This window comes from Mangrovibacillus cuniculi (genome assembly GCF_015482585.1).
Lineage (GTDB): Bacteria > Bacillota > Bacilli > Bacillales > R1DC41 > Mangrovibacillus > Mangrovibacillus cuniculi.
Window position 1 is genome coordinate 1,689,189 of record NZ_CP049742.1, and the last position, 24,036, is coordinate 1,713,224.

Here is a 24,036-nt window from a genome sequence, read left to right on the forward strand (position 1 = left end):
TTCCGTAGGAGTCGCCCCCTTCCGCTCCAATCCCAAATATTGATTCAAGAGAAACATAAATCTTGCATTTACTTAAGAATAATACCTTTTTGAAGATTATCACCAAGACAAAAAGTACATTCGTTTTGAATGTACCTCTCTTATTTTACTTTTAATTTCCCTTACCACTCTTCTTTAGAAAAAGGTTCATATACCTTTAGTACTTCTTGATAACAATCTTTTGATTTTATTGGTATGCCTTTTTTCAGTTTTTGTAACAAACGACTTTCCATTCCATCTATGTTTATTTGAAAAAAGGATTGAATGATTTCTTGATTAGAAGGGTCACCGTTGTAAATTGTTAAGACTCCCGCTTCCGTCACCCCGAAGTAGCCATTATTTTTAAGTAATGGAGAAATATCATTCTCAAATCTCTCTAATACTACTTCCTTCTCTGTCTCATCAACTATGTTCCACTCTTTATAGTCGTTTCTGATCTCCTCTATTTGGCTAGTCACTGTTTTTGTTTCTTCACTTCTCTCTCCATCCACATAATGTCGAATGAATAACAGTTTCTTCTCTATAGGAGTATCGCTTTCAATCGTATACTGGTCCATTCCCGCTCCTTGTGCGGTATCTTGGTGAAAGAATGTGAAATATATAGCACCTACTAATAGGAGTATCATAAATCCTATTCGGAAATAGATATTCATTTTCGTCACCCTTCCTTTTCTTCACCTTCTTTCACAGTTTTTCCATATCCATCATCTTTATTCAGCATAAATAAAAGGCCACCTAAAAGTGGCCTTTTGAACTAACGATCTAAACGAAGGGATTGAACCATATCTTGTAGGTCATTTTCTAACCCTTCCATCGGTCCACCATCACGAAGATCGTATTCAATTTGACGAACTCGTGTATACATCCCCGGTTCAGTCACTACTTGACAATCTTTATTGTTCAAGAAAGGAGTAGCTGCTTGCTTAACTTCTCTCTCTGTCTCAGCTCGCTTTGATTCATCTTCCACATCAACCGCAATAATAACGTCATCTTGATACACAACTGAGTGTACGCCTTTTACGTTTTCTACTCCACCAGCAGCTTCATTAATACGATCTGCTAATTCACCAGAGTATGCACTGAAGTAAGATGAACGAGTTGGTTTTTCCCCCATAGAAATATGTTGGTGATAATTTCTATCATTTTCTGAATACTCACCATTATGAGAGAAGAAATTCCTACCATACTGATTTATTGGTTCTGCTGGATTTCCCATTTGATACCCATAATCGTTATATTGACCACGATTATGACGCTGCCTGTCTGATGCCACGCCATCGTTATAATCAACTAATTCTGCAACAGGACCTTGACGAGTGTCTTGGCCGAAATTACCATCTTTATCGTCAGAATAGTATCCTAATGGCTGTGTTGAATCAGTATAACGATCTCTTCCAGCTTCTTCGTTTCCACACGCTGCTAGTGTAACAAGTGAAAGGCTAGCACACGCGATCATTTTCCAATGCTTCTCCATCCCCATTACCCCCTAATAAACATTTGAGCGTTTGCTCTAGATTAGGTTGTGAGGATAAGGAGAATTCATACCATGTAAAGTTCGTTAATTGTTACCTTCTAATAAAGCTATTTCTTTTTCTACTCGTTCATAAAAACGAATACGCAACGTCCATTGATTTACCGTTAAGTCATATAAGAAAGGCCAAAGCTGTTGTTGTTGAGCCATAGAAGAATAAAGAAATCGATTCCATTCACGAAATAAATCTGATGGGAAAAGTAAACCATATAAAAATGGAAGAGATGAGGAGTATTGAGAAAAATGATTTTGCTCCATTAACTTGATAAATGACCAGTTGATAGAAGGAAGTATGCGATTGGCTATTTGAAGTTCATCTGCTAACCTTGGACCTTTTCCCATCAAATCAAAATCAACCAGGTATAGGATCCCGTTTGCATGTCGAAAGAAATTGTGATGAGCTAAATCCCCGTGAAGGACTACTTCTTCTTCATCTGATTTTAAATGGAGAGCTAAGCCTTGCATACTTTTTGATCCATAATCTAGGAGAGCTTGGTACGATTTAATCCCAATCCATAGCCTTATATTAGACGCGTGTGAGGTAAAAGTTAAAAAGCGTTGTCTCCACTTATTTTCAAGCTGATATGGTCTCAAGTAGACCAATTCTTTTATAATTTCTTCTGATGTATTATGAAATTTACGCATTAAATCCAATGCCTCTATACGATTTTCCATTGTTCCATAATGAAAAGGATCATTTATTTTTGGTTCTAAGTAGTCAAAAAGCCCCCATAATTGTTGATCCCATAGAATTGCATCATTTTGGTGTATCGGATGAAATTGATACGTTTGCATGAAATTATTTTGTCGCAAACAATTTGTTAAGACAATTTGATTGGACAGATTTTGTGCTGAATTAAAGGGTTTTAGCAACCAATTTTTAGTAACACCTTCTACAAACAGAATTTTAGCAGAGAGCCTTTTTATACTTATTATGGACTCTCCTGTTTTTTCTTGAAGGTAAAGACGGAGACGATCATATTTATCGTCTCCGTCTCTCATATAATTCCAATTATACATCTTTACAATTACCTTTGAGACCCGAAACCTTGGGGATTAAATCCCTGTGGTAATTGTTGACCGAATCCTTGAGGTGTTTGCGGACCAAATCCTGGTTGCATTGGCTGACCGAAGCCTTGTGGACCAAAACCCGGTTGCATTGGCTGACCGAAGCCTTGTGGGCCAAACCCCGGTTGCATTGGCTGACCGAAACCTTGTGGGCCAAACCCTGGTTGCATTGGCTGACCAAAACCTTGTGGGCCAAACCCTGGTTGCATTGGCTGACCAAAACCTTGTGGGCCAAATCCTGGTTGCATCGGCTGACCGAAGCCTTGTGGACCAAAAGAAGGACCTCCACAACCACAGTCGTTGTCATCTTGTTGATCCATTACACCTTGCACCATAGGGGTGTTACCCATTGGAGCCATACCACCTTGCGGGTATCCACCAAAACCAGGACCAGGTGAAACTGGAGAAACTGGTGTACATCCATCTGGACCAAATGGTTGACCAAAGCCTTGCATCGGCATTCCTTGTGGCATTGGACTTTGCACTCCCATTACTTGTGGTTGTTGCATTGGCATAAACTGTTGCATGGATGAAGACTCTTGCTCAAATCCGTATGGTTGTTGCATTTGTGGCATTTGCGGGTAACCTGGTTGCATTACTCCTTGAACTTGTGGTGCAAATCCTGGTTGTTGTCCCATTGGCATTGGACCAAAACCGTAGCCTGGCATTACTGGTGTAACTGGATAACAGTTCATCATCGGTTGCATCACTCCTTCTTGGTCTGGTGACTCCATCACTGGTGCCACAGGTTTAGGTGCTGGTTTTGGAGCTGGTGGAGGAGTTGCTGCCCCCTTCACTTTTGGCTCCTCTTTTTTCTTTTCTTTCACAGGTTGCATCATTTTTGTTTCTTTTTGTACTTGCAAATTTGCCAGGTTCATCATGTAGTAGTTGTTGTTAATATCAATTTCTGGCATTGTAATACTTGGCATTTTTGGTTGTACTTTAGGCATTTCCTTCACAGGCATTGGCATTTCTTTTTTCGCCTCTTTAACAACTGGTGCAGTCGGCTTCGTGTTTGCATACGGATGGTCTGTTTTGGGCATTTCTTTCTGTGATCCGTAGTTAATTTTTGTCGCCATTTCTTTATTCACCGTTCCACCAGATGTTGGTACTTTAATTTTCATACCTGGCATGATTAAATCAGGGTTGGATAATTGGGCATTCAATGTCTTAAGCTCTTCGAAATCTACACCATATTTTTTAGCGATTTTCCAAAGAGTATCACCTTTTTGCACGATATGGATCTTCACACATTTTCCCTCCTCAGGCATAAGTCTATATATCCTATGACGAAATAGGTAAAATGCTCACATTACGTGAAAATTTATGAGGAAAAGATTTAAATTATGCTTTTTCTGGTTGTAATTGTGGAGGATTTTTTGGCGTTACAATAGAAGAGTATGGAACCGTTAGAGACTGCACAGGGATTTCCGCTCCAGGGTGGCGCTTTCCACGGGGCGGGTTGCTGAGCCTCCTCGTCGCTAAAGAACGCGCTCCTGTGGGGTCTCAGTAACCCACCTTTCCCGTAGGAGTCGCCACCCCTCCGCTCCAATCCCAAAACTTATTTAGTATTTAGCAAAGAACTGCTGTGCGATGATTTTTTTTTAAAAAAATATGAAAATACAAATGAAATAGTACATAAAACAAAAGACATTTTTGATTATAGTTACCAAAAATGTCTTTATCTCATATCACTGCAGAAGTAATGAGTAAAATGAATTTATCTTTGGGATTGTAGCGGAAGGGGGCGACTCCTGCGGGAATTAAGCGGGTAGCTGAGACCCCGCAGGAGCCAAGAGCGTCCTTCAGCGACCGCGACGAGGAGGCTCAGATGCACGCCCCGCGGAAAGCGTCCCCCTGCAGCGGAAATCCCTGTGCAGTCACATTAGGGTTTATTTCACCCCCTCATTAATTCTTTCTATACATTCCTCAACATTCGATCTAACGCTTCTATTGCATAGTGGCTTGTTTCCTCGTCCACTTTTATTTGGTTTACTGGTTCCCCCTTGTATACTTGCTCTAGAGACCATAGTAGGTGCGGTAAGTCGATTCGATTCATGGTTAGGCATGGGCACATGTTTGGGTTTAGAGAAACGATGTCTAGATGTGGGTTTTGTTGGATTAGACGCTGCACTAAGTTCATTTCTGTTCCAATCGCCCACTTTGTACCTGGCTCAGCAGCTTCTATGACATCAATTATCTTCTTTGTAGATCCGTTGTCATCTGCAAGAGCCACTACTTCTCTCGTACACTCTGGATGAACAATAATTTTTCTGGTTGGATCGTTCTCTCTTAGATCAATAATGTTTTGCACAGTGAACTTCTCATGAACAGAACAATGACCTTTCCATAATATCACCTTAATCTCGTCCAATGGTGCATCTGTTTCTAATTTTTTCGCGATTGGGTCCCATACTGCCATTTGTTCTAACGGGATTCCTAAATCAAATGCTGTGTTTCGCCCTAAGTGTTGATCAGGTAAAAATAGAATTCGTTCTTTTTGTTCAAAAGCCCATTGCACCATCTTATGTGCGTTAGAAGATGTAACCGTTGCTCCTTTATGTTTACCAACAAAAGCTTTAATAGCTGCTGTGGAATTAACGTATGTTAACGGAAGAATGGTATCACCAAACATGCCTTGTAACTCATCCCAAGCATACGTTGTTTGATGTATGTCAGCCATATCCGCCATGGAGCAACCAGCTCTCATATCAGGTAAAACCACCACTTGTTGCTCTGTTGTTAAAATATCTGCTGTTTCCGCCATAAAGTGAACCCCACAAAAGACAATGAACTCCGCTTCTGTATTTCGTTCTGCCACCTGAGCCAGTTGAAGGGAATCTCCCGTAATATCTGCAAACTCTATAACCTCATTTTTTTGATAATGATGTCCAGGAATCAACAATCTCGTTCCCATTTCCTGTTTAATATACGAAATACGGTTTCTCATTTCTTCTTCTGACATTTGTAAGAGCTCATCTGGTAAACTTGTCATATTCTTTGTTAAAAATGATAGCATGTTAGTTTCCTCCTTCCATTACTACACGAGCTGAAATATCTAAAGCGGTATAAGAATGCGTTAGAGCACCTAGCGATATAACATTTACTCCAGTTAAAGCATATTCGCGTACATTGGTTACATTTATTCCACCTGAAGCCTCTGTTGTAATAGATGAAGGAACGAGCGATACCCATTCTTTCATAGTGGAGGGTTCTGTATTATCAATCATGATAATGTCTACTTCTGCATCAATGGCTTCTAATAATTGTTCTTTTGATTCCACTTCCACTTCAATAGTGACTGTATGACCAATGGCATTTTTTACTTTTGCAACGGCCTCCGAGATAGACCCAGCAAAAGCAATATGATTGTCTTTTATCATCACTGCATCGTATAGACCAAATCGATGGTTTTTCCCCCCACCTACTTTGACTGCATATTTCTCTAACATCCTCAGTCCTGGCGTTGTTTTCCTTGTGTCAGCTATGGCGCATTTTGTTCCCTCTACTTGCTGCACTACTTTACGAGTTAGTGTAGCGATTCCACATAAACGTTGTAGTAAATTTAATATGACACGTTCTCCACTAAGTAAACTTTGAACTGGACCAGTAATCTTCGCAACAACGGTTCCTTTTTCTACATATTCTCCTTCTTGTACGAAAATTTCTACACGGTGGTCTTTATGTAACATGACGTAGCCATCCTCAATAAGGAACCCTCCGCAAAATACACCTTCTTCTTTTACCTTAAAGAACATTTCTCCGTTTAAACCTTCTGGGAATATGGCACTAGCAGTAAGGTCCCCACTCCCAATATCCTCTAAAAAAGCTCTTTGAAGAAGTTCTTTAACGAACAATTTGTTCATGTTTTCTCCCCCTAATTTTCACATCTATGTTTGACTGTAAAATATCAAGTTTCTCCCATGCAGGAGTTGCGTTTGGATAATTCGCATACACATGCGCTCCTCTTGATTCTTTTCGTAAATTAGCTCCCCTAGCGACAAACAATGCTGTGTGTAGCATGATTATTTTTTCAAAATCCGATGCGGTACATGTGATTGGGTTTACGTCTCTATACATGGACAGTTGCTCTTGTACCCAATTATAAAACCACTCTAAATCTTCTTTATTACGAATGATTCCTATATGACTCATGGTCAAGTCTTGAATTGTTTCTTTGGAGACTGTTATTTTATCTCCATCATCTAGAGAGGATATTTCCAAAGAAAGATCAGCAGAAGGAGAAAGAATGCGTGAGTTGTTCAAATAGTCCGCTAGCGCATTCCCTTGAACAATACCTTCTAACAATGAGTTACTTGCTAAACGATTTGCACCATGTAATCCCGTACAGCTAACTTCTCCAATAGCGTAAAGTCCTTCTACAGCTGTTTCTCCCTTGTAGTCGACTTCAATCCCTCCCATAAAGAAGTGAGACCCTGGAATAACAGGTAATAAATCTTGTGTTGGATCTAAATTATTTAGTTGTGAAAGGTTCCACAGTGATGGAAACTTTTTCTTAAGGTTTTTTATCCTTCGACAATCTAGATAAATAGATGAACCAGCTCGAATATGTTGATAAATAGTGTGAGCTACAATGTGTCTTGGAGCAAGTTCTCCACCTGAATGAACATCTTGCATAATTCGCAATCCGTTTTTGGTCACTAAGGTTGCGCCTGCTCCTCTTAAAGCTTCTGTTAAAAGACCAACTGCATGATTTTTTACTTGTAGCAAAGTAGGATGAAATTGAACAAATTCCATATCTACAAGAACTGCTCCCGCTTCATGTGCTAAATAATAACCGTCACCTAGTGCACCTTGTTGATTAGAGGAATGCTTGTAAATAGAACCTCCACCTCCTGTAGCTAAAATGAGATGAGAAGTAGTGATCGTGCCAATTTGATTATTTTCATCTACATACACTAACCCCGATACTTTCCGTTGATTATCTAATAGGATCTTTCTGACAGTAGAATGTTCCATCCAAGTTACGTTCGTATCTTTGTACATAAATTCACAAAGATTGACACCAGTAGCATCTCCACCACTATGAATGATTCGGTTGGTGGAATGCGCGCCTTCTAAACCTAAATCGATAGACCCATCCATTTTTCTATCTACTTCAAACCCTTCTTGTATTAAACTGTCTAGTTGACTAGTGCTATTTTTAACTATCCATTTTGTTGAAGATAAATTATTATGATTCTCTCCAGCCTGGATGGTATCTTTTACATGAAGATCTACGTTATCTATTGGAGAAACAACAGCAGCTATACCTCCTTGGGCACGGTAAGAGTTACTATCTTCCCATTTCCCCTTTGTGATAATTATCACATTTAAGTCCGAGCGTAATTTTCTAGCTATTTGTAAAGCAGCAACGCCGCTTCCTACAATAACGATGTCAGCTCTTTTCACTATACTCACCTACAAGTCTCTGAGTTTACAAAAGTATAACATTACCTTTACATCTGTCTTGACACTTAGTTTTACATAAACTTATGATATTGACAAGAGGAAATTTTATGATGTGTAAGCGCAATCAAAACTTAAGAGGTGAAAAGATGATTTATTTAGACACAGCTGCTACAACAAAAATGGATTCAAAGGCAGTAGAAGCCTACGTATTTACTGCACAGAATTTTTTTGGTAATGCTAGCAGTTTGCATAACATTGGAGGAGACGCACATCACGTTCTCGAACAATCTAGACAGGCCGTAGCAGATTTTTTACAGGTAGATGAACGATGCGTCATTTTTACATCTGGAGGCACAGAAAGTAATAGACTTGCCTTAGAATTCCTTTGTTCTTTGCTTCCATCTGACAAATCTATTTATATAAATGAAACAGAACATCCATCCATTTTCAAAAGCATCCCTAATTCATATATGGATCAAGTTAACGTAATCTCTTTATTCAACGAGGACTCCTTACCAACCAAAAAGGTTTGTGAGGAAACAAAACAATGTGGACTGTTAGTAGTACAACATGTTAATTCAGAAATAGGATTAATTCATAATGTAAAAGAAATCATACGTATGTCGGCAGAAGATGAAATTCTAGTGCATTGTGATTCTGTTCAATCTTTTGGTAAACTTTCCTTAGCAAATGTTCTTCCATATGTGAGCACCATCAGTATATCTGCTCACAAAATCGGTGGACCTAAAGGAGTTGGGGCACTGATTCTTAACCCTACTCTCCTAAGTAAATTGCAACTTTCCCCAAAAGAACAAGAATTAGGTCTACGATTAGGGACAGAGAATGTACCAGGGATAGTGTCTTTTGCACAAAGTATTTTATCTTTTAAAGAGAAGCAAATACCAGATCTTGTACTTTGGCAAATGAGAAAAGAGTTTTTATCTATTTTAAAAAACAGAATACCTTCATTAATCATTTTAGAAGGACATGAATCAGAACAACTACCTACCATTATTGGTTGTATTATTCCAGGGTTAGAGGGACAATGGGTTATGTTGGAAGCTAATCGAAAAGGTGTTGCTTTATCAACCGGTAGTGCTTGTCAAGCTGGCATGCAGACGATTAGTCCAATGATCAAAAATTATACTAAGTCAACCGAAGAGGCATTGGGATACTTCCGTATATCCTTTGACTCTTCTACAACACTACAAGAGCTAAAACAAGCTGCTCTAGTCTTAGTAGAAATCTATGAAGATTGGCATAGTAAAGAAAGGATTTGGCATAATGAAAAAGTTACTAGGTGATGAACGTAGAGAGTACATTTTAAAGAGATTGAAGGAATCTAATGAGCCCATTAAAGGTGGCGTATTTGCGGAAGAGACAAATGTTAGTAGACAAGTAATTGTTGGTGATATTACTCTCCTAAAGGCCAAAAATGAGCCAATCATTGCAACTAGCCAAGGGTATATTTATATAAAAGCAAATGGGCATTCGGAAAAAGTCATTAAAACAATAGCATGTAAGCATGAACCAGAGGCAGCCGAAAAAGAATTAGAGCTTTTCGTTAAGCATGGTGTTACGGTGAAAGATGTCATTGTAGAACATGCGATTTACGGGGACTTAACAGCTTCTATCATGGTATCTACCAGTGCAGACGTACATGCTTTCATGCAGCAAGTGAAGTCTACTAATGCGACTTTCTTGTCTGCTTTAACAAACGGTGTTCATCTTCATACGGTGGAAGCTAACTCTAATGAACAGATTGATCGTGCTCTTCAAGAGTTGGAGGCAGAAGGGTTCCTTTATTCTGAGGGATGATTTTGTAAAATAGAAGCTATGACAAAATCCATAAGTGACTGCATAGCGATTTCCGCTGCAGGGGGACGCTTCAACCCCGAAGATGAATATAATAAATCACTAAATTTGCATTGTTATAATAGTCAATAGTTTTCAAATATTAACGATCAAAAGGTACATTCGATTTGAATATACCTTTTGGTCGTTTCGTATTATTCCAGTGTATTTTTTATCAACCCTCTAGATAAGTAGCATGGTACGATCCCACTACTTTCACTTCACATCCAAGAGCCTCTAGTTCTTCTACTGAACCTCGCAATAATAAACTACTCCAATCTTCTTCAATATCTATCATAAAGAAGTATTGTCCTAGTCTAGTTTTTAAAGGTCGAGATTCAATTTTAGATAAATTCAGCTTTCTCCATGCAAAGGCAGACAATACACTGTGAAGTCCACCTGGTCGATCTTCTGGTAACGTAACCATAATAGTGGTTTTCTTCTTTTTATTTTCAAAAAGAGTCATCGTTTCATGAGAAACTAAAACAAACCTAGTGTGATTTCTCTCTACATCATGGATATTTTCTGTTGCTAGAACTAGATCGTATTCTTCAGCAGCTTTTTTATTGGCAATGGCTGCAAATGGTTGATCTTCGTTTTCCTTTACATACGCGGCTGCCGCGGCTGTAGAGCTCATAGGAATCCATTCCGCACTTGCATGTTCTTTATGTAAAAAAGAGTGACATTGAGCCAAAGCGTGAGAATGAGATACTACTTTCACGATAGGTGTGTTATTTTGTACAGTTTTTTTAGAAAGCAAAAAATGTTGTGCAATAGGTAACGTATACTCCGCTTGAATGGTCATCGTAGAATGATGAAACAGATAGTCAATCGTCATCGAAACCGTTCCTTCAAGTGTGTTTTCTAACGGCACAAACGCAGCATCTACCTTAGCACTCTCCGCCCACTCCAAAGCCATTTGAATCGTGGGAGCAGGGGTCAAAATAGCGTGAGGAAATGCCTGGCTAACAGCCTCATGTGTAAAAGTACCATTTGGACCTAAATAAGCTATATTCATCTATATTTCCTCCTCATCTTTCCATGGATAGGAAGAGATTTGATAAAGTAGAAAAAGGTGCATATTAGCTAACATGCACCTTTTTTATTACTATTTAATTAAACACAAGTTTAAATACGAGTAAACCATATTACTGCAGAAATATTGGTATTAAACTATTATATTTGGGATTGTAGCGTCCCCCTGCAGCGGAAATCCCTGTGCAGTCACTAATTGTTCCATCACGCACCAGAACCAAGCACTTCGACCTTATCTACGAACTCTAACTTTCGTAAACGACTCAAAAACTCATCAATCGTTACATTCATCTCATTCATATTAATCGATAAAGTAACATTTGCTTTTCCTTGTAAAGGAATAGTTTGGTGAATTGTTAAGATATTGCATCCATTTTCCGCAACAACTTGTAACAATTGTGATAACGTTCCAGAGCGATCCTCTAAGTGGAAAAACAACGTTACAAGCTTTTCTTTGACCATTGTATGAAACGGGAAAACTGTATCACGATACTTATAAAAAGCACTTCTACTCAAATCTACTTCGTGCACCGCATCCCAGACGGAGTCCACTTTCCCTCTCTCCAACAATTCTTTTGCATCCAATGTTTTTTTCATTGCCTCAGGTAAAACATCTTCACGCACAAGATAAAATTTTAAGTCGCTGGTTGTCTGATCTCGCACACCGCATCCTCCTAAAGTAGATCTTAATCGATAAACTCAAACTCGAAATCGAATAAACGAATGATATCGCCGTTTTCTGCTCCACGCTTACGAAGTGATTCATCCACACCCATAGAACGTAATTGGCGAGCAAAACGTCTCGCAGACTCATCTCGAGAGAAGTCAGTCATCTTGAATAATCGCTCGATCTGATCACCTGATAAAACGAATACCCCGTCTGGATCTCTCGTGATAGTGAAACGATCATCATCTGACTCATGCTTATACATAACGCGGTGGATACCAGTTTCCTCTTCTTGTGTAAGTGGGAATTCTGGAGTAGTTTCCACTAGGTCAGCGATTGCAAATAATACTTCACGTAGACCTTGTCTAGTAACCGCGGAAATTGGGAAGATTGGGAAGTCTTCTTCTATTTTGTCACGGAAAATCGCTAAGTTTTCTTCCGCTTCTGGCAAGTCCATCTTATTCGCAACAATAATTTGAGGTCTTTCCATTAAACGTAAGTTATATTCTTTTAATTCTGCGTTGATCGTAACGTAATCCTCGTATGGATCTCTACCTTCCACACCTGCCATGTCAATAACATGGACAATAACACGGGTACGTTCGATGTGACGAAGGAACTGATGACCTAATCCTACTCCTTCATGTGCTCCTTCAATAAGTCCTGGAAGGTCTGCCATAACGAAACTACGTTGATCTTCTGTTTGTACCATTCCTAGATTAGGAACGATTGTCGTAAAGTGATAGTCACCAATCTTTGGACGAGCACTTGAAACAACGGAAAGTAGAGTAGATTTTCCTACACTTGGGAATCCTACTAAACCTACATCAGCTAATAATTTTAGCTCCATTACAATATTACGTTCTTGTCCTGGTTCACCGTTTTCGGATAATTCAGGTGCTGGGTTAGCAGGTGTAGCAAATCGAGAGTTACCTCTTCCTCCGCGACCTCCACGTGCAATCACCGCTTCTTGTCCATGTTCTACTAAATCTGCAATAACTTCTCCTGTTTCTTCCACAGTAACTACAGTTCCAGGTGGAACCTTTACTACCATATCAGAAGAATTACGGCCATGTTGATTCTTACTCATTCCATGTTCTCCACGGTCCGCTTTGAAATGGCGTTTGAATCGGAAATCCATTAGCGTTCGTAGACCTTCATCTACTTTAAACACTACATTTCCACCTTTTCCTCCATCTCCACCAGCTGGACCACCATTTGGAACATACTTTTCGCGACGGAAGGCAACCATACCATTTCCACCGTCTCCACCTTTCACATACACTTTGACGCTATCGACAAACATGAAAGGCACCTCCTCTTTTCTGTGTCTATGTTGTTAGAAATTTATACATACCAATGAACAAGGAACTGCTCTTGGTCTTGTTGAATTAGTTTCGCAGAATGGGTAATTGGTGAATGTAAACACCAATCATTCAACCATTTCGTTAAATCAACTTTCCATTCTCCCATATATTCTAAAGAAAAAACATAGGTTGTTTCGTCTTTTTGTAAACGAATAAAAAGTCGATTATCTTCATAAGGCTTAGCATTCTCATTTATAAAGGAAAACCATTCATTAAATGATTTTACTAAATATTCATCTTCTATATCTAGAGTATACCCTTCTTCAAGAATCTCCCATTCAATTTGGAAGGAATGATTCTCCCAATTAAACGTTAGCAGAGTTTCAGCAAATTGAGGCTTACCTAGATTGGTTAAACGGGAATCTTGCTGAGCTTGTACAATTAAGTCGTCCATTATAGCTTGTACACGTTCCCATTTTTGTAACGTTATATTTCCTTTTAATAGCTGAAGTTGATTCATCCAGTCATGCCTTGCATATCTCATTGCTTCTACAACCGTCCAGTTTCCTTTCATACCTACACTCCCACCATTTTCATTTCAGCTTTACCAGGATGAAATGTATTATAGCTACAAAACATATTCCGAACATCTCGTTGTTGTAAGTATAACAAAAATTTTCACGATAGGAATAATAGTTCTGTAATCTTCTTACGGAAGATCAACATTTTGTATACGCGACAGAGAAATAAGGTAAGAAAAAATGATGATTATTCTATTCCTACCTTATTTCTCCGGGCGATTAGAAAAAATGGGTTTGTAATGAAGCAAGAGCTCTAGCCCGAGAAGGCTAGAGCTCTCTTCTGTCTTATCTAGCTTTTCGATAAAAGAGGCCGTCAACCAAGTTGACAGCCCCATTTCACCTATTAAGCTTCTTGAGCTACTGGGTATACGCTCACTTTTTTCTTGTCGCGACCCATACGCTCGAAGCGAACGATACCGTCCGTTTTCGCGAATAGAGTATCGTCTCCACCACGGCCTACGTTAGTACCTGGGTAGATTTTTGTTCCACGTTGACGGTAAAGAATTGAACCGCCTGATACGAATTGACCATCTGCACGCTTAGCACCAAGGCGCTTCGCTTGAGAGTCACGTCCGTTCTTCGTAGAACCTACTCCTTTTTTGGATGCGAAGAACTGAAGATCTAATCTTAGCATGTATTCCACCTCCTACCGGTTGAAGGTAATCTTTATAAATTCACCATAATCTGCTTCAATGGTTTGCAATTGAACAAGCATTGCCTCTAACAGCAATTGAGTTTTTTCATGTGTTTCCTTCGATAAATCATCAGGGATGATAACCTCTAAGTATCCACCATCTTCTCCAAGTTCAATGCCTGGCTGTGTCTCCGTAAGCGTAAGAATCGCATTAACTGCGCCAAACGCTACAGCAGATGCTCCAGCACATACGATATCTTGACCGTGACCAGCATAATTAGCATGTCCATCCATCGTAAAAGATGTGATGTCACCATTATGTGATCTCGTCATTCGTACAGTAATCATATCGATTACGCGTTGATGCTTTCGATTGTTACTTTCGTGTACGGTTGACGGTGACCTTGCTTTTTACGGTTGTTTTTCTTCGCTTTGTATTTGAAAACTACGATCTTCTTCGCGCGACCTTGTTTTTCAACTTTAGCCGTTACAGAAGCGCCTTCAACTAGTGGGCTACCAACTTTAACGTTGTCTCCACCTACGAATAAAACTTTGTCAAATGTTACAGTTTCGCCAGCTTCCACGTCTAATTTTTCAATGTAGATCGCTTGACCTTGCTCCACTTTAATTTGCTTACCGCCTGTTTCGATAATTGCGTACATACTTGCACCTCCTCATAGTCTAAGACTCGCCAATAGCAGGCGGTTAGTAACTAACACTTGTGACCTGTATTGAGCGGTTGTAGCACGGGTGCGCTACAAACAATAACATTAAAAATTTAACATAGTGCCGCACCTATGTCAATTAAATTATGACAAATTACATTGTAACGAAGATTTCATAATAAGGAGCTTCTCGATCCTCTATAATTGGATGTAACGTAACTTGGTAATCTTTCTCTATAGACATAAGATAACCTTTGTCTTTGCCAACAAAGTTCTCCCATGTAGCCGAATCCACTTTTATTTGAACGTCTTCGGTCTCTATGCTTGCAATGTGGTCGCGAATAGCTCTGTCCAAGGAATAAGCTGATGCATGAGCAGATTTTCTCCATCCGAACCCTGTCTCATGTGAATACCTCTCTAAATGAGTTTCATACCACATCGGCTTTGTTCGTTTTCTTGTGAGCATGACACAACCTAGTTCGTTAAATGGATACACCATTACATGTTTCTCATCTTTTTCTACTTGATCCTTTAATGTCTGCAGTACACGTTGCCTTGAACTTTGTGATTTCATATTAATAAAGTCAATGACGACCATCCCACTTACATCTCGTAATAACAATTGCTTAGAAACCTCTTTCGCTGCTAGTAAATTGGTTTCTTCAAAAGCTTGTTCTGCATTTCGATTTTTCACTTGTCTCGCTGTATTGACATCAACTACCGTCATTGCCTCCGTATGTTCAATAGAGATAGATCCCCCATTAGAAAGCCATACTTGCTTTTGAAATACTTTTTCTTCCGAAGAATGTAAGTCATACTTTGTAAATAAACTTTCTTTCCCGTGATGCCATGTCTTGGTCCAACCCTCTCCAAGAGGAAGTTGTTTCAAGAAGGATGCGTCGTCAGAATAGCATTCACCGTTACTACTTTGCGAGATCCAATATTGTAAGTCTTTCCAAAAGAGCGGCACAGGTTGAAGTAAACCTTCTCGTTTTTCTTGTTGAGCTTTTTTTTGTAACTCTTGGTATTGCTCACGCAGATTTTCTAATTCCAGTTGTAAATCATGCAGCGACCTGTTTGCAGCGTCTGTTCGCACCACAACGCCTTCTTGGCCAGTTAACCAGCTTGACACCGCTGTACGTAAATCCTCTCTAATTAGGTCTGGTATCTTCTTTGAAACTGCACAATACTGTCCAAAAGGCATATAAACAAGAGATACTCCTGCTATTTCTACCAAGTTTGTTAAGACTGCTCCCTTTTGCCCATGTGCCTCTTTTTCCACTTGGACTAAAATACGCTGTCCTTGAGGAAGAAATTTAGACGGTGCTATATCTTTCTTATTAGGATGATCTGACTCTGCGAATTTCACCGTCTTTTGCTTCGTCAAATACCCTTTCTTTTCTTCTCCAATTTCCACGAATGCAGCGTTAATACCGCTATGGACAGAATCAATTCTACCTATGTAATAAGATCCTTGCTGACCAGCATCATCACTAGAAGCTGTTCGGTAGTAGACCAATTTTCCGTCTTGCAAGACCGCCAATCGCTTTTCTAACCCTTTTAGCTCTATATATAAACTAATCACGTTACCGCTTCCTTTCTTCGTTATTTCCTTTGGAGCGCATGAAATTTGTTTTATTCTTTTATAACCGATGTATTCTATCACTCTTCGTGAGTTTAAGCCCCTCTTATTCTCGCCAAGCAGCTATTTTTCTCCGCATTAATGAGTTTAAAAGCCAAAAAGCCACTAACCATTAAGTTAGTAGCCCTATTATATCGTAAGCTTATTCATAAAAATAGACAAGTTCACGCAGCGTTACCTTTGGTCGTTTTTCCGTGAACATGCTATGTAGAATTTCATTTTCGTCTAATGTCACCACTTCTACTCCGTCTTCTATAACGATTACAGCATGTTTGACACCACGTGAAAAACGTTGAGAAACTTGCAAAACCGTTTCTTCGATATCTACTTTTAACGGAACAATCTTTCTCCCTATATCATGCTGGCCATAATACCTGTCCATTAAAAAACGTTGGAAAGTATAGTGTCTATGCTTATATTGGTAAGATAAAATAAAATATAGGTAAAGAATGACAACCCATCCATTAAGATGTGTCGGTGCCACAAATAGCGTAAACAGCGCAAACAAGGATAGTGTCACAAAAGATAGAAGTAGTGTCCGTTTGTATCCTTCTAAGAAAGGTTGCGCCACATTGCATAGAAGGAGAATTAATTTACCGCCATCCAAAGGATAAATTGGGAGTAGATTAAAAAAAGCAATCATGATATTAGCTTGAACAAAAAACGCAAAAAGTGAATCAGGTAAAATTCCTACAATTGCAAGTCCCCACATCACGAAGGCTAGCCAAATCTGTTGGAGTGGGCCTGCCACAGTAACCCACCATTCTTCCTGCCATGGTCTATTTCCACTTTCTTCTACTACTAAAACACCACCAAAAGGCAGCAACTGAACCTTTTTTATTCTCCACTTAAAGTGAGTAGCCACAAGAAAATGCCCCATCTCATGGACAATGATAATTAGAAAAACGATCGCTAACTCATAAAAGCGACCAGTTGCGATAGCAATAGCTGCTACTAGCCAAAATAAAGGATGTATACGCCACTTCATTAATAGCGATAATATCTTATTCAAATGGTATCACCTGAATTGGGTCAATAAAAGAACCACTTTGCTCTATGGCAAAGTAAAACGTTCCTCCGTCCCCTTGTTCTTTGTCTGACACGAAACCTACAGAACGGCCACTCTCGATTCTTTCATACGGAGAGACTGTCACATCTGATAGACCCCCATACCAAGAAGATGTTTTATCGTCATGCTGGATAATGACTGTGTTACCTGTCCCTTCTTTTTGTCCAACAAAGATGACTTGTCCACCTTTCATCGCCTCTACATTTGCACCTACAGTCGTCTCAATTAACACACCTTTTGTTTGCTCAGAGAATTCCTTTACGACTCTTCCACTTGCAGGAATAGAGTAATCTGTTGTAACAGCAACACCAGGACTATTTGATGGTAGCTTAGGTAAAATGGCTAGTGGTTCTCCAAATCGCTCTTCATACCAAGCAGATACGGCAGCGAACTGGAATTCACTTGTCATGGTTTGCTTAACAAATTGTTGAATTGGTAACGCTTGAGGTGTACTTGATTTATACACGATTGCTACAACTAAGATCAGAACGCAGGAGGCAAGAACCTTTAATAAAAAAGTACCCTTATTAAATAATGGGTGCTCAGATCGCTCCGATGGATCCGCTTCATATACCGCGTACTCTCGTTCATTAGATAATTGATATAAAGGTAGACTATCTTTTGATTTTGAAGTTGAATTGGTAGAGTGATTTTGTCTTCTTTTTTGTAACTGTTTTCTAATTTGATCCGCTCGATTAGACACTTCAATTTCCCCCTTATGGACAAGTACTGTTATGAAATTATATGAGGGATAAGGGAAAAAAGAACATAAAGAAAAACAGTTTCCAAAGTTATAAGATTTCAACTCAGAAAACTGTTTTCACTAATTATTTAACACCTAATAATTTTTTGATTTTCGAAAATACACCTTTTCCACTTTCATCTAAAGATTGTAAAGGCACAGATTCTCCTAAAATACGTCTAGCAATGTTTCTGTATGCAATGGATGCTTTATTATTGGGTGACAAAGCGATTGGCTCACCTTTATTAGAAGACGTAATCACATCATCATCATCTAAAACAATACCGATTAAATCGATGGATAAATGTGCTGTAATTTCATCGACATCCAGCATATCGCCATTTTTCATCATGTGATTACGAATACGATTTATGACTAATCGAGGTGGTGCAATATCTTTCTCTTGTTCTAATAAACCAATAATACGATCTGCGTCACGGACAGAAGAAATCTCTGGATTTGTTACAACAATTGCTTGATCAGCACCTGCTACCGCATTTTTATACCCTTGCTCAATTCCAGCTGGGCAATCAATAATGACATAATCATAGATTGATTTAAGCTCTTGGACTAGTTCTTTCATTTGATGTGGTTGTACTGCTGTTTTGTCACTAGTTTGAGCTGCAGGAAGTAAGTACAATTGATCGTCGAAACGCTTATCCTTTACAAGAGCTTGGTGAAGCTTACAACGACCCTCTATAACGTCTACTAGATCATAGATAATGCGGTTTTCTAACCCCATCACAACGTCTAAATTTCGTAAACCAATATCTGTATCTACTAAACACACTTTTTTCCCTTGTAAAGCTAATGAAGTTCCAATATTTGCGGTAGTTGTTGTTTTTCCAACTCCACCTTTTCCTGATGTAATAACTATAGCTACACCCACGACTAAAATCCTCCTTTAAATCTCGTAAGATTCGGTCTTATAGTCTTTAAAACTTGTAATCGATCTACAACCATGTGTTCTTCTTCATCTAGGTAGGCACATTCCATTCCACCAATCTCCGTTTCCTTATGATCTGGGGCACGGTGGATTTGCTCTGCAATTCGCAACTGCATTGGTCTCATAGAGGATGCTACAATAACTGCCTCTGAATCACCTTCACAACCAGCGTGTGCTATACCTTTTAAACTACCCATAATGTAAATATTTCCTGTTGCACGAAGAGTACCACCTGGGTTTACGTCACCAATTAGTAGAACGTCACCACGAATAGTTACTACTTGACCAGATCGAACGAAGCTGGAGATAGAATGAATAGTAGACTCTTCTGAACGCTTTTTCGCTTCGTCTAGAGAGATAACATTTGAATGAATAGAGTCCACTTTTACATGTCCTGTAGACTCAATCAGTTCATTTAGTTCTTTTTCTTCTTCTTTTGCTAAGTAACGATTGCCCACGTGGACTCGAACCAGTGTTGCATGTTGGTCTTGCTCTTTAACTGCTGTACCATGTTGCGTAAGTTTTGATATTAATTCGTCTTTTAGCTCATGGATAGAGCATTTATCGTGTAAATGAAGGTTTAAACCTTCCTTTGTTCCTTTTATCATGACTAACTGTGTCTTTTTCATTGTGCAATTTTCACCTCAAGGATGGGGTATTCGACATAAAGGGATAGAATTCCTTCTATCTTCGACCAGTTTCTTCAATAAATTGTCGTTTTGTTATGACAAACCACCTTCTAAATGGGTAACAAACAACAATATAGAAACAAAGATTGATGACTATTGTACTCCAAAGTCTAAGTTGAGCATATTCTTCTAGTTGCATGGAGTACCCAAATAAGAGTCCATCTAAGAAATAAGCTAAGATATCTACTATTCCAACCATTAAACAAGTAACAAAACCAATTACGACTAAGTGATGTTGTAATACTTTCATTAGTTTTACTGTAAAATAGGCTGCAATAAAAAATGTAAAGAGATATACGCCAATTACTTGCGTATAAAATAAATCAAATAATAAGCCAAATAACGCAGCAAATGCGTATGTAACAGACTTATCGTAATAAGATGCACTCAAAACGATACAAACGACAAGAAAGTGAGGAATATACAAATAACTATCTGAGAAAACCAAATGTGGAAATAATGTAATCCAAACGTTTTCTGCAAAAAAACAAGCACTGAGTAGAATAAACGGCTTCAAATAAGCTTTCATCTTATTGTTCCACTTCCTCAGGTGTTGCTTCAGGTATATCTGGGCTAACCATAGAGCGCTCTACTACCATCACGTGTTCCAAATCGTACAAATCTGCTGCAGGAATAATATAAGCCGTTTGTGTCAATCCTAGTGGGTCCGCTTCAACTTTTTCTACTTCTCCAATTGGGAGACCAGCAGGGAAAATCCCTCCTAATCCAGAAGTCTCGACTAATTCGCCTTCTTTTACCTCTACATCATAAGGAATTCTTTTTAACAGTAATCGATCAGACTTGTCATCATATCCTTCAATTAACCCAAAGATTCGGTCTTCTGATTGGATTAATGCGGAAATACGATTTTCAGGATTTCGGGTTGACACTAATTCCACTGTGGATGTCAGCTGAGAGGTGCTAACCACTTTCCCTATTAATCCTTTTGAACTTCTAACGGCCATGTCTGTTTCTACACCATGTACTTGTCCTTTATTGATAACTACCAAGTCTTGTAACCTTGCTGGATTACGAGCAATGACTGTCGCTTGAATGTGTGTATAATCACGTAAATTGTCTTGAATATCAAGCATTTCACGCAACTTATCATTATCTTGCTTTAAATCATATACATCAGCTTTTAATTGAGCTAATTCTTCTAGTTGTGCTTTTAAACGCCCATTTTCTTCGTATGTATTTCGCAAGTCTTGAACGTCCTCAAAGAAACCCGCTACTCCATTAGCGGGGCGGGAAAAGATGGATTGACCGAAGCCAACGATGTCCTTCAGAAATTGTTCTGGGACTGTGGTGTTTTCACGATCTCTAAGGGAAAATCCAAGCAATGCGACCAGAATAATAATGCCGATCAACAACATTAACAAACGTTTATTTAAAAAGAAAGATGGCATTTTCTTCACCTCATTGCGTTGTCTATTCAGTATTTTGTTGCTTAGTTTAGCTGTAGCGCTATGATTTTCGACTCATTCGTGTCAAGCTACGCTTTACACGCCTTTCAGCTTCACTGAAAGGTAGATAGATTTGTATCAAGTCTTTCGGAAAGCAGGATTTCCTTCGACATGATTCAAATCTATCTAAATGAGTCGAAAATACGTTAAACTATGTTACTTTTTATCGCTTAGTAAATGCTTATGCTCTAACGCTTTTCCTGTACCGATGGCTACACAGTCAAGGGGGTTTTCTGCTATTAGCACTGGCATTTTTGTTTCTTCTGCGATGACTTGATCTAAGTTACGTAATAACGCTCCTCCACCAGTTAAGACTATACCACGGTCCATAATGTCTGCTGCTAGTTCTGGAGGTGTTTTTTCTAATGTTGATTTTACTGCATCTACAATGGCATCTACTGTGTCACGAAGAGCATCAGCAACTTCTTCTGCAGAGATTTCAATTGTTTTTGGTAATCCAGTTAAAAGATCACGGCCACGAATATCCATATTTGCAATGCCGTCAGCTTTTCCTGCTGAACCAATTTCTACTTTCACTTGTTCACCCGTTCTAGCACCAATCATTAGGTTGTACTTCTTACGAATAAAATTAATAATAGCATCATCCATTTCATCACCAGCTACACGTATGGATTGGCTTGTAACAATCCCACCAAGAGAAATGATAGCTACTTCTGTTGTTCCACCACCGATATCTACTACCATGCTACCTGTAGGTTCCCAAACAGGCAAATTTGCTCCGATTGCTGCTGCAAACGGCTCTTCTATCGTATAAGCATTTCGAGCTCCCGCTTGTGTTGTAGCATCTTTTACAGCTCTTTCTTCTACACGAGTAATTCCAGAGGGGACACAAACAATTACATCAGGCTTACGAGAAAATAAGCCGCCACGTGTATTAATTGCTTGTTTGATATAGTATTTCATCATCGTAGCAGTTGTTTCATAATCAGCAATTACTCCATCTTTTAATGGACGTAGCGCTGTAACGTTTCCTGGCGTTCGACCAATCATATTACGCGCTTCATTACCTACTGCAACAATGCTTTTTGAATCTGTTTGTATCGCGACAACAGACGGTTCACGAACAATGATTCCTTTTCCTTTAACGTACACTAATGTATTTGCAGTTCCTAAGTCAATCCCTAGGTCACGTGACATTCCAAACATTCAAGTATCTCCCTCTCTAGTACAATATCATCTACATAGTAAAACTATTTACTTATACTATAAAACCAATTAAAAGCATGATTTTGACAAAAAATCATAAACCATATTATACCCTAGCCCTAGCAAAAATCCTAGTGTCAGACATACCCTTTTTCTCTCAAGCTGATAAATCGATTGTCCCCAATGATGATGTGATCAACGATTTCTATCCCAATAATTTTCCCGCATTCTACCAATCGTTTTGTCACTTCGATGTCTTCCCTACTAGGACTTGGGTCCCCTGAAGGATGATTATGAAAACAGACAATAGAAGCTGCGGAACGCCTAAATGCTTCCTTAAAAACTTCTCTTGGGTGAACAATAGAAGCATTTAAACTGCCAATAAAGATTGTTTGTCTATGCAACACTTGGTTCTTCGTGTTGAGGTATAGACATACGAAGTGTTCTTGTTGCAAAGAACGCATATCGTTCATGACATAGTTAGCACCGTCTTCCGGTGACCGTATCACATACCGATCATCAAAAGAAAGATTTTGGATCCTTCTTCCTAACTCTATCGCTGCAACAAGTTGAACAGCCTTTGCTTCACCTATACCTTTTATAGCAATCATTTCATCCGCAGACATTTGCCCTAGTAGAGTTAAGCCATCTGATTCCTGTAAAAGTCTATTTGCTAATTGTAGAACCGACTCTTTCTTGGAACCCGTGCGAAGAAGAATAGCGAGTAATTCATGGTTGGACAACGCTTTTGCACCAGCTTGAAGAAGCCTCTCCCTGGGTCTTTCTTCACTAGGTACATCTCTAATCATTAACAGTGTAATCTCTCCTTTGATACGTCAAAGGTCACTTACATAAAGGTAGATGTTAACACTTGATGTAGTTGAGATATAGGTAGTCCAACAACGGCGTAGTAGTCTCCTTTTATTTCTTTGACAAAAAGAGCACCTTTACCCTGTATACCATAAGATCCAGCTTTATCCATTGGTTCTCCCGTCTCAATATATTCTCTAATAGCCTTTTCTGTAAGAGGCCAGAATTGGACGGTAGTTTTGACAACAAATACTTTTTCTTCTTCTTCCGAAATGATAGCCACACCTGTATAAACGGTATGTTCTTTGCCTGATAATTCAGAGAGCATAGCAAAAGCATCTTCTTTCGAAGAAGGTTTCTCTAATCGCTTTCCATTAATTGCAACAACCGTGTCCGATCCAATTACGATGGCATCTGGAGCTGTAGCAAAAACATGAATGGCTTTGCGATAGGCAAGTTCTCTTACTGCATCTTCTGGGTAAACTTCATCCGAAAGGTCTTCTGATACTTCGCTTGGTATCGTTTCAAATGGAATTGATAGAGTTTCTAGAAGTTGTTTTCTACGTGGAGATTGTGAAGCTAAAATGAGGCGTTTCATGTAGTGACATCACCATTCCTTACTAGTTTTGGGAGATACGTTTCTATCGTACCACTAGGACAGTAAAACGACAAGAAATTACATGAAGGAGTGAAAACCCGTTGCCCTGCGCTA

25 protein-coding genes, 1 pseudogene and 1 other annotated feature are annotated in these 24,036 nt (G+C 39.0%); of the genes and pseudogenes, 2 read left to right on the forward strand and 24 right to left on the reverse strand.

What is annotated here, in order from left to right:
- Positions 1 to 161 precede the first annotated feature (161 nt).
- From G8O30_RS08665 to G8O30_RS08695, 7 genes and pseudogenes are all read right to left on the reverse strand, one after another.
- A complete protein-coding gene (locus G8O30_RS08665) occupies positions 162 to 692 on the reverse strand; it encodes a BofC C-terminal domain-containing protein (protein ID WP_239671697.1) in 531 nt (176 codons plus the stop codon).
- Between the two features lie 101 nt (positions 693 to 793).
- Positions 794 to 1,513 (reverse strand): YhcN/YlaJ family sporulation lipoprotein, encoded by a 720-nt coding sequence (locus tag G8O30_RS08670; RefSeq protein ID WP_239671698.1) that lies wholly within the window; start codon positions 1,511 to 1,513, stop codon positions 794 to 796.
- 84 nt (positions 1,514 to 1,597) lie between these two features.
- Complete coding sequence (locus G8O30_RS08675; RefSeq protein WP_239671699.1) at positions 1,598 to 2,590, reverse strand: phosphotransferase; 993 nt, start codon at positions 2,588 to 2,590, stop codon at positions 1,598 to 1,600.
- A 1,150-nt stretch (positions 2,591 to 3,740) separates the two neighbouring features.
- A pseudogene (safA, locus tag G8O30_RS16265) lies at positions 3,741 to 3,888 on the reverse strand (SafA/ExsA family spore coat assembly protein); the annotation flags it as partial.
- A 668-nt stretch (positions 3,889 to 4,556) separates the two neighbouring features.
- Positions 4,557 to 5,657 carry a quinolinate synthase NadA gene (nadA, locus tag G8O30_RS08685; protein WP_239671701.1) on the reverse strand — a complete coding sequence of 367 codons (1,101 nt, stop codon included), beginning with the start codon at positions 5,655 to 5,657 and terminating at the stop codon, positions 4,557 to 4,559.
- 1 nt (position 5,658) lies between these two features.
- Positions 5,659 to 6,504 carry a carboxylating nicotinate-nucleotide diphosphorylase gene (gene nadC, locus G8O30_RS08690; RefSeq protein WP_239671702.1) on the reverse strand — a complete coding sequence of 282 codons (846 nt, stop codon included), beginning with the start codon at positions 6,502 to 6,504 and terminating at the stop codon, positions 5,659 to 5,661.
- Complete coding sequence (locus tag G8O30_RS08695) at positions 6,485 to 8,050, reverse strand: L-aspartate oxidase (protein ID WP_239671703.1); 1,566 nt, start codon at positions 8,048 to 8,050, stop codon at positions 6,485 to 6,487. The genes nadC and G8O30_RS08695 overlap by 20 nt, the downstream gene beginning before the upstream one ends.
- A gap of 146 nt (positions 8,051 to 8,196) precedes the next feature.
- On the opposite strand from G8O30_RS08695, the gene G8O30_RS08700 reads away from it, so the two are divergent.
- Positions 8,197 to 9,354 (forward strand): IscS subfamily cysteine desulfurase, encoded by a 1,158-nt coding sequence (locus tag G8O30_RS08700; RefSeq protein ID WP_239671704.1) that lies wholly within the window; start codon positions 8,197 to 8,199, stop codon positions 9,352 to 9,354.
- Positions 9,335 to 9,868 carry a transcription repressor NadR gene (locus G8O30_RS08705; RefSeq protein WP_239671705.1) on the forward strand — a complete coding sequence of 178 codons (534 nt, stop codon included), beginning with the start codon at positions 9,335 to 9,337 and terminating at the stop codon, positions 9,866 to 9,868. Before G8O30_RS08700 ends, G8O30_RS08705 begins: the two co-directional genes overlap by 20 nt.
- A gap of 211 nt (positions 9,869 to 10,079) precedes the next feature.
- On the opposite strand, the gene pheA is transcribed toward G8O30_RS08705, so the two are convergent.
- The 17 genes from pheA to G8O30_RS08790 form a co-directional block, all read right to left on the reverse strand.
- Positions 10,080 to 10,922 (reverse strand): prephenate dehydratase, encoded by an 843-nt coding sequence (gene pheA, locus G8O30_RS08710; protein WP_239671706.1) that lies wholly within the window; start codon positions 10,920 to 10,922, stop codon positions 10,080 to 10,082.
- 221 nt (positions 10,923 to 11,143) lie between these two features.
- Complete coding sequence (locus G8O30_RS08715) at positions 11,144 to 11,602, reverse strand: ACT domain-containing protein (RefSeq protein ID WP_275576474.1); 459 nt, start codon at positions 11,600 to 11,602, stop codon at positions 11,144 to 11,146.
- A 23-nt stretch (positions 11,603 to 11,625) separates the two neighbouring features.
- Complete coding sequence (obgE, locus tag G8O30_RS08720; RefSeq protein ID WP_239671707.1) at positions 11,626 to 12,912, reverse strand: GTPase ObgE; 1,287 nt, start codon at positions 12,910 to 12,912, stop codon at positions 11,626 to 11,628.
- Positions 12,913 to 12,953: 41 nt separating this feature from the next.
- Positions 12,954 to 13,487 carry a Spo0B C-terminal domain-containing protein gene (locus G8O30_RS08725; RefSeq protein ID WP_239671708.1) on the reverse strand — a complete coding sequence of 178 codons (534 nt, stop codon included), beginning with the start codon at positions 13,485 to 13,487 and terminating at the stop codon, positions 12,954 to 12,956.
- A 350-nt stretch (positions 13,488 to 13,837) separates the two neighbouring features.
- Positions 13,838 to 14,128 (reverse strand): 50S ribosomal protein L27, encoded by a 291-nt coding sequence (gene rpmA / locus G8O30_RS08730; protein WP_239671709.1) that lies wholly within the window; start codon positions 14,126 to 14,128, stop codon positions 13,838 to 13,840.
- A gap of 12 nt (positions 14,129 to 14,140) precedes the next feature.
- Positions 14,141 to 14,476 (reverse strand): ribosomal-processing cysteine protease Prp, encoded by a 336-nt coding sequence (locus tag G8O30_RS08735; RefSeq protein ID WP_239671710.1) that lies wholly within the window; start codon positions 14,474 to 14,476, stop codon positions 14,141 to 14,143.
- A 5-nt stretch (positions 14,477 to 14,481) separates the two neighbouring features.
- A complete protein-coding gene (rplU, locus tag G8O30_RS08740) occupies positions 14,482 to 14,790 on the reverse strand; it encodes a 50S ribosomal protein L21 (protein ID WP_239671711.1) in 309 nt (102 codons plus the stop codon).
- A gap of 12 nt (positions 14,791 to 14,802) precedes the next feature.
- Positions 14,803 to 14,879 (reverse strand) — a sequence feature (ribosomal protein L21 leader region).
- A gap of 68 nt (positions 14,880 to 14,947) precedes the next feature.
- A complete protein-coding gene (locus G8O30_RS08745; protein WP_239671712.1) occupies positions 14,948 to 16,378 on the reverse strand; it encodes a ribonuclease E/G in 1,431 nt (476 codons plus the stop codon).
- Between the two features lie 199 nt (positions 16,379 to 16,577).
- Positions 16,578 to 17,447: a M50 family metallopeptidase gene (locus G8O30_RS08750; RefSeq protein WP_239671713.1), complete on the reverse strand. Its 870-nt coding sequence runs from the start codon at positions 17,445 to 17,447 to the stop codon at positions 16,578 to 16,580.
- Positions 17,440 to 18,207 (reverse strand): M23 family metallopeptidase, encoded by a 768-nt coding sequence (locus tag G8O30_RS08755; RefSeq protein WP_239671714.1) that lies wholly within the window; start codon positions 18,205 to 18,207, stop codon positions 17,440 to 17,442. The genes G8O30_RS08750 and G8O30_RS08755 overlap by 8 nt, the downstream gene beginning before the upstream one ends.
- A gap of 124 nt (positions 18,208 to 18,331) precedes the next feature.
- Entirely contained in the window at positions 18,332 to 19,135 is an 804-nt protein-coding gene (gene minD / locus G8O30_RS08760; RefSeq protein ID WP_239671715.1) for a septum site-determining protein MinD, read from the reverse strand.
- 2 nt (positions 19,136 to 19,137) lie between these two features.
- Positions 19,138 to 19,821, reverse strand: a complete 684-nt coding sequence (gene minC, locus G8O30_RS08765) for a septum site-determining protein MinC (protein ID WP_239671716.1) — start codon at positions 19,819 to 19,821, stop codon at positions 19,138 to 19,140.
- Between the two features lie 55 nt (positions 19,822 to 19,876).
- On the reverse strand, positions 19,877 to 20,410 hold the full coding sequence (gene mreD / locus G8O30_RS08770) for a rod shape-determining protein MreD (protein ID WP_239671717.1): 534 nt from the start codon (positions 20,408 to 20,410) through the stop codon (positions 19,877 to 19,879).
- A gap of 1 nt (position 20,411) precedes the next feature.
- A complete protein-coding gene (gene mreC, locus G8O30_RS08775) occupies positions 20,412 to 21,290 on the reverse strand; it encodes a rod shape-determining protein MreC (protein WP_239671718.1) in 879 nt (292 codons plus the stop codon).
- Between the two features lie 213 nt (positions 21,291 to 21,503).
- Positions 21,504 to 22,514, reverse strand: a complete 1,011-nt coding sequence (locus tag G8O30_RS08780; RefSeq protein ID WP_239671719.1) for a rod shape-determining protein — start codon at positions 22,512 to 22,514, stop codon at positions 21,504 to 21,506.
- Between the two features lie 137 nt (positions 22,515 to 22,651).
- Positions 22,652 to 23,323 (reverse strand): RadC family protein, encoded by a 672-nt coding sequence (gene radC / locus G8O30_RS08785; protein WP_275576475.1) that lies wholly within the window; start codon positions 23,321 to 23,323, stop codon positions 22,652 to 22,654.
- 38 nt (positions 23,324 to 23,361) lie between these two features.
- The gene (locus G8O30_RS08790) at positions 23,362 to 23,922 is read right to left on the reverse strand and encodes a Maf family protein (protein WP_239671720.1); all 561 of its coding nucleotides are present in this window, start codon (positions 23,920 to 23,922) and stop codon (positions 23,362 to 23,364) included.
- Positions 23,923 to 24,036 lie beyond the last annotated feature (114 nt).

Bases quoted from the DNA above. Each gene is read 5' to 3' on its own strand.
- minC (WP_239671716.1), bottom strand. From the start codon at position 19,821: ATGAAAAAGACACAGTTAGTCATGATAAAAGGAACAAAGGAAGGTTTA.
- nadC (WP_239671702.1), bottom strand. From the start codon at position 6,504: ATGAACAAATTGTTCGTTAAAGAACTTCTTCAAAGAGCTTTTTTAGAG.
- G8O30_RS08790 (WP_239671720.1), bottom strand. From the start codon at position 23,922: ATGAAACGCCTCATTTTAGCTTCACAATCTCCACGTAGAAAACAACTT.
- G8O30_RS08705 (WP_239671705.1), top strand. From the start codon at position 9,335: ATGAAAAAGTTACTAGGTGATGAACGTAGAGAGTACATTTTAAAGAGA.
- rpmA (WP_239671709.1), bottom strand. From the start codon at position 14,128: ATGCTAAGATTAGATCTTCAGTTCTTCGCATCCAAAAAAGGAGTAGGT.
- pheA (WP_239671706.1), bottom strand. From the start codon at position 10,922: ATGAATATAGCTTATTTAGGTCCAAATGGTACTTTTACACATGAGGCT.
- radC (WP_275576475.1), bottom strand. From the start codon at position 23,323: ATGATTAGAGATGTACCTAGTGAAGAAAGACCCAGGGAGAGGCTTCTT.
- G8O30_RS08665 (WP_239671697.1), bottom strand. From the start codon at position 692: ATGAATATCTATTTCCGAATAGGATTTATGATACTCCTATTAGTAGGT.
- obgE (WP_239671707.1), bottom strand. From the start codon at position 12,912: ATGTTTGTCGATAGCGTCAAAGTGTATGTGAAAGGTGGAGACGGTGGA.
- G8O30_RS08780 (WP_239671719.1), bottom strand. From the start codon at position 22,514: ATGTTTGGAATGTCACGTGACCTAGGGATTGACTTAGGAACTGCAAAT.
- G8O30_RS08675 (WP_239671699.1), bottom strand. From the start codon at position 2,590: ATGTATAATTGGAATTATATGAGAGACGGAGACGATAAATATGATCGT.
- nadA (WP_239671701.1), bottom strand. From the start codon at position 5,657: ATGCTATCATTTTTAACAAAGAATATGACAAGTTTACCAGATGAGCTC.
- G8O30_RS08700 (WP_239671704.1), top strand. From the start codon at position 8,197: ATGATTTATTTAGACACAGCTGCTACAACAAAAATGGATTCAAAGGCA.
- G8O30_RS08670 (WP_239671698.1), bottom strand. From the start codon at position 1,513: ATGGAGAAGCATTGGAAAATGATCGCGTGTGCTAGCCTTTCACTTGTT.
- G8O30_RS08735 (WP_239671710.1), bottom strand. From the start codon at position 14,476: ATGATTACTGTACGAATGACGAGATCACATAATGGTGACATCACATCT.
- mreC (WP_239671718.1), bottom strand. From the start codon at position 21,290: ATGCCATCTTTCTTTTTAAATAAACGTTTGTTAATGTTGTTGATCGGC.
- G8O30_RS08725 (WP_239671708.1), bottom strand. From the start codon at position 13,487: ATGAAAGGAAACTGGACGGTTGTAGAAGCAATGAGATATGCAAGGCAT.
- rplU (WP_239671711.1), bottom strand. From the start codon at position 14,790: ATGTACGCAATTATCGAAACAGGCGGTAAGCAAATTAAAGTGGAGCAA.
- mreD (WP_239671717.1), bottom strand. From the start codon at position 20,410: ATGAAAGCTTATTTGAAGCCGTTTATTCTACTCAGTGCTTGTTTTTTT.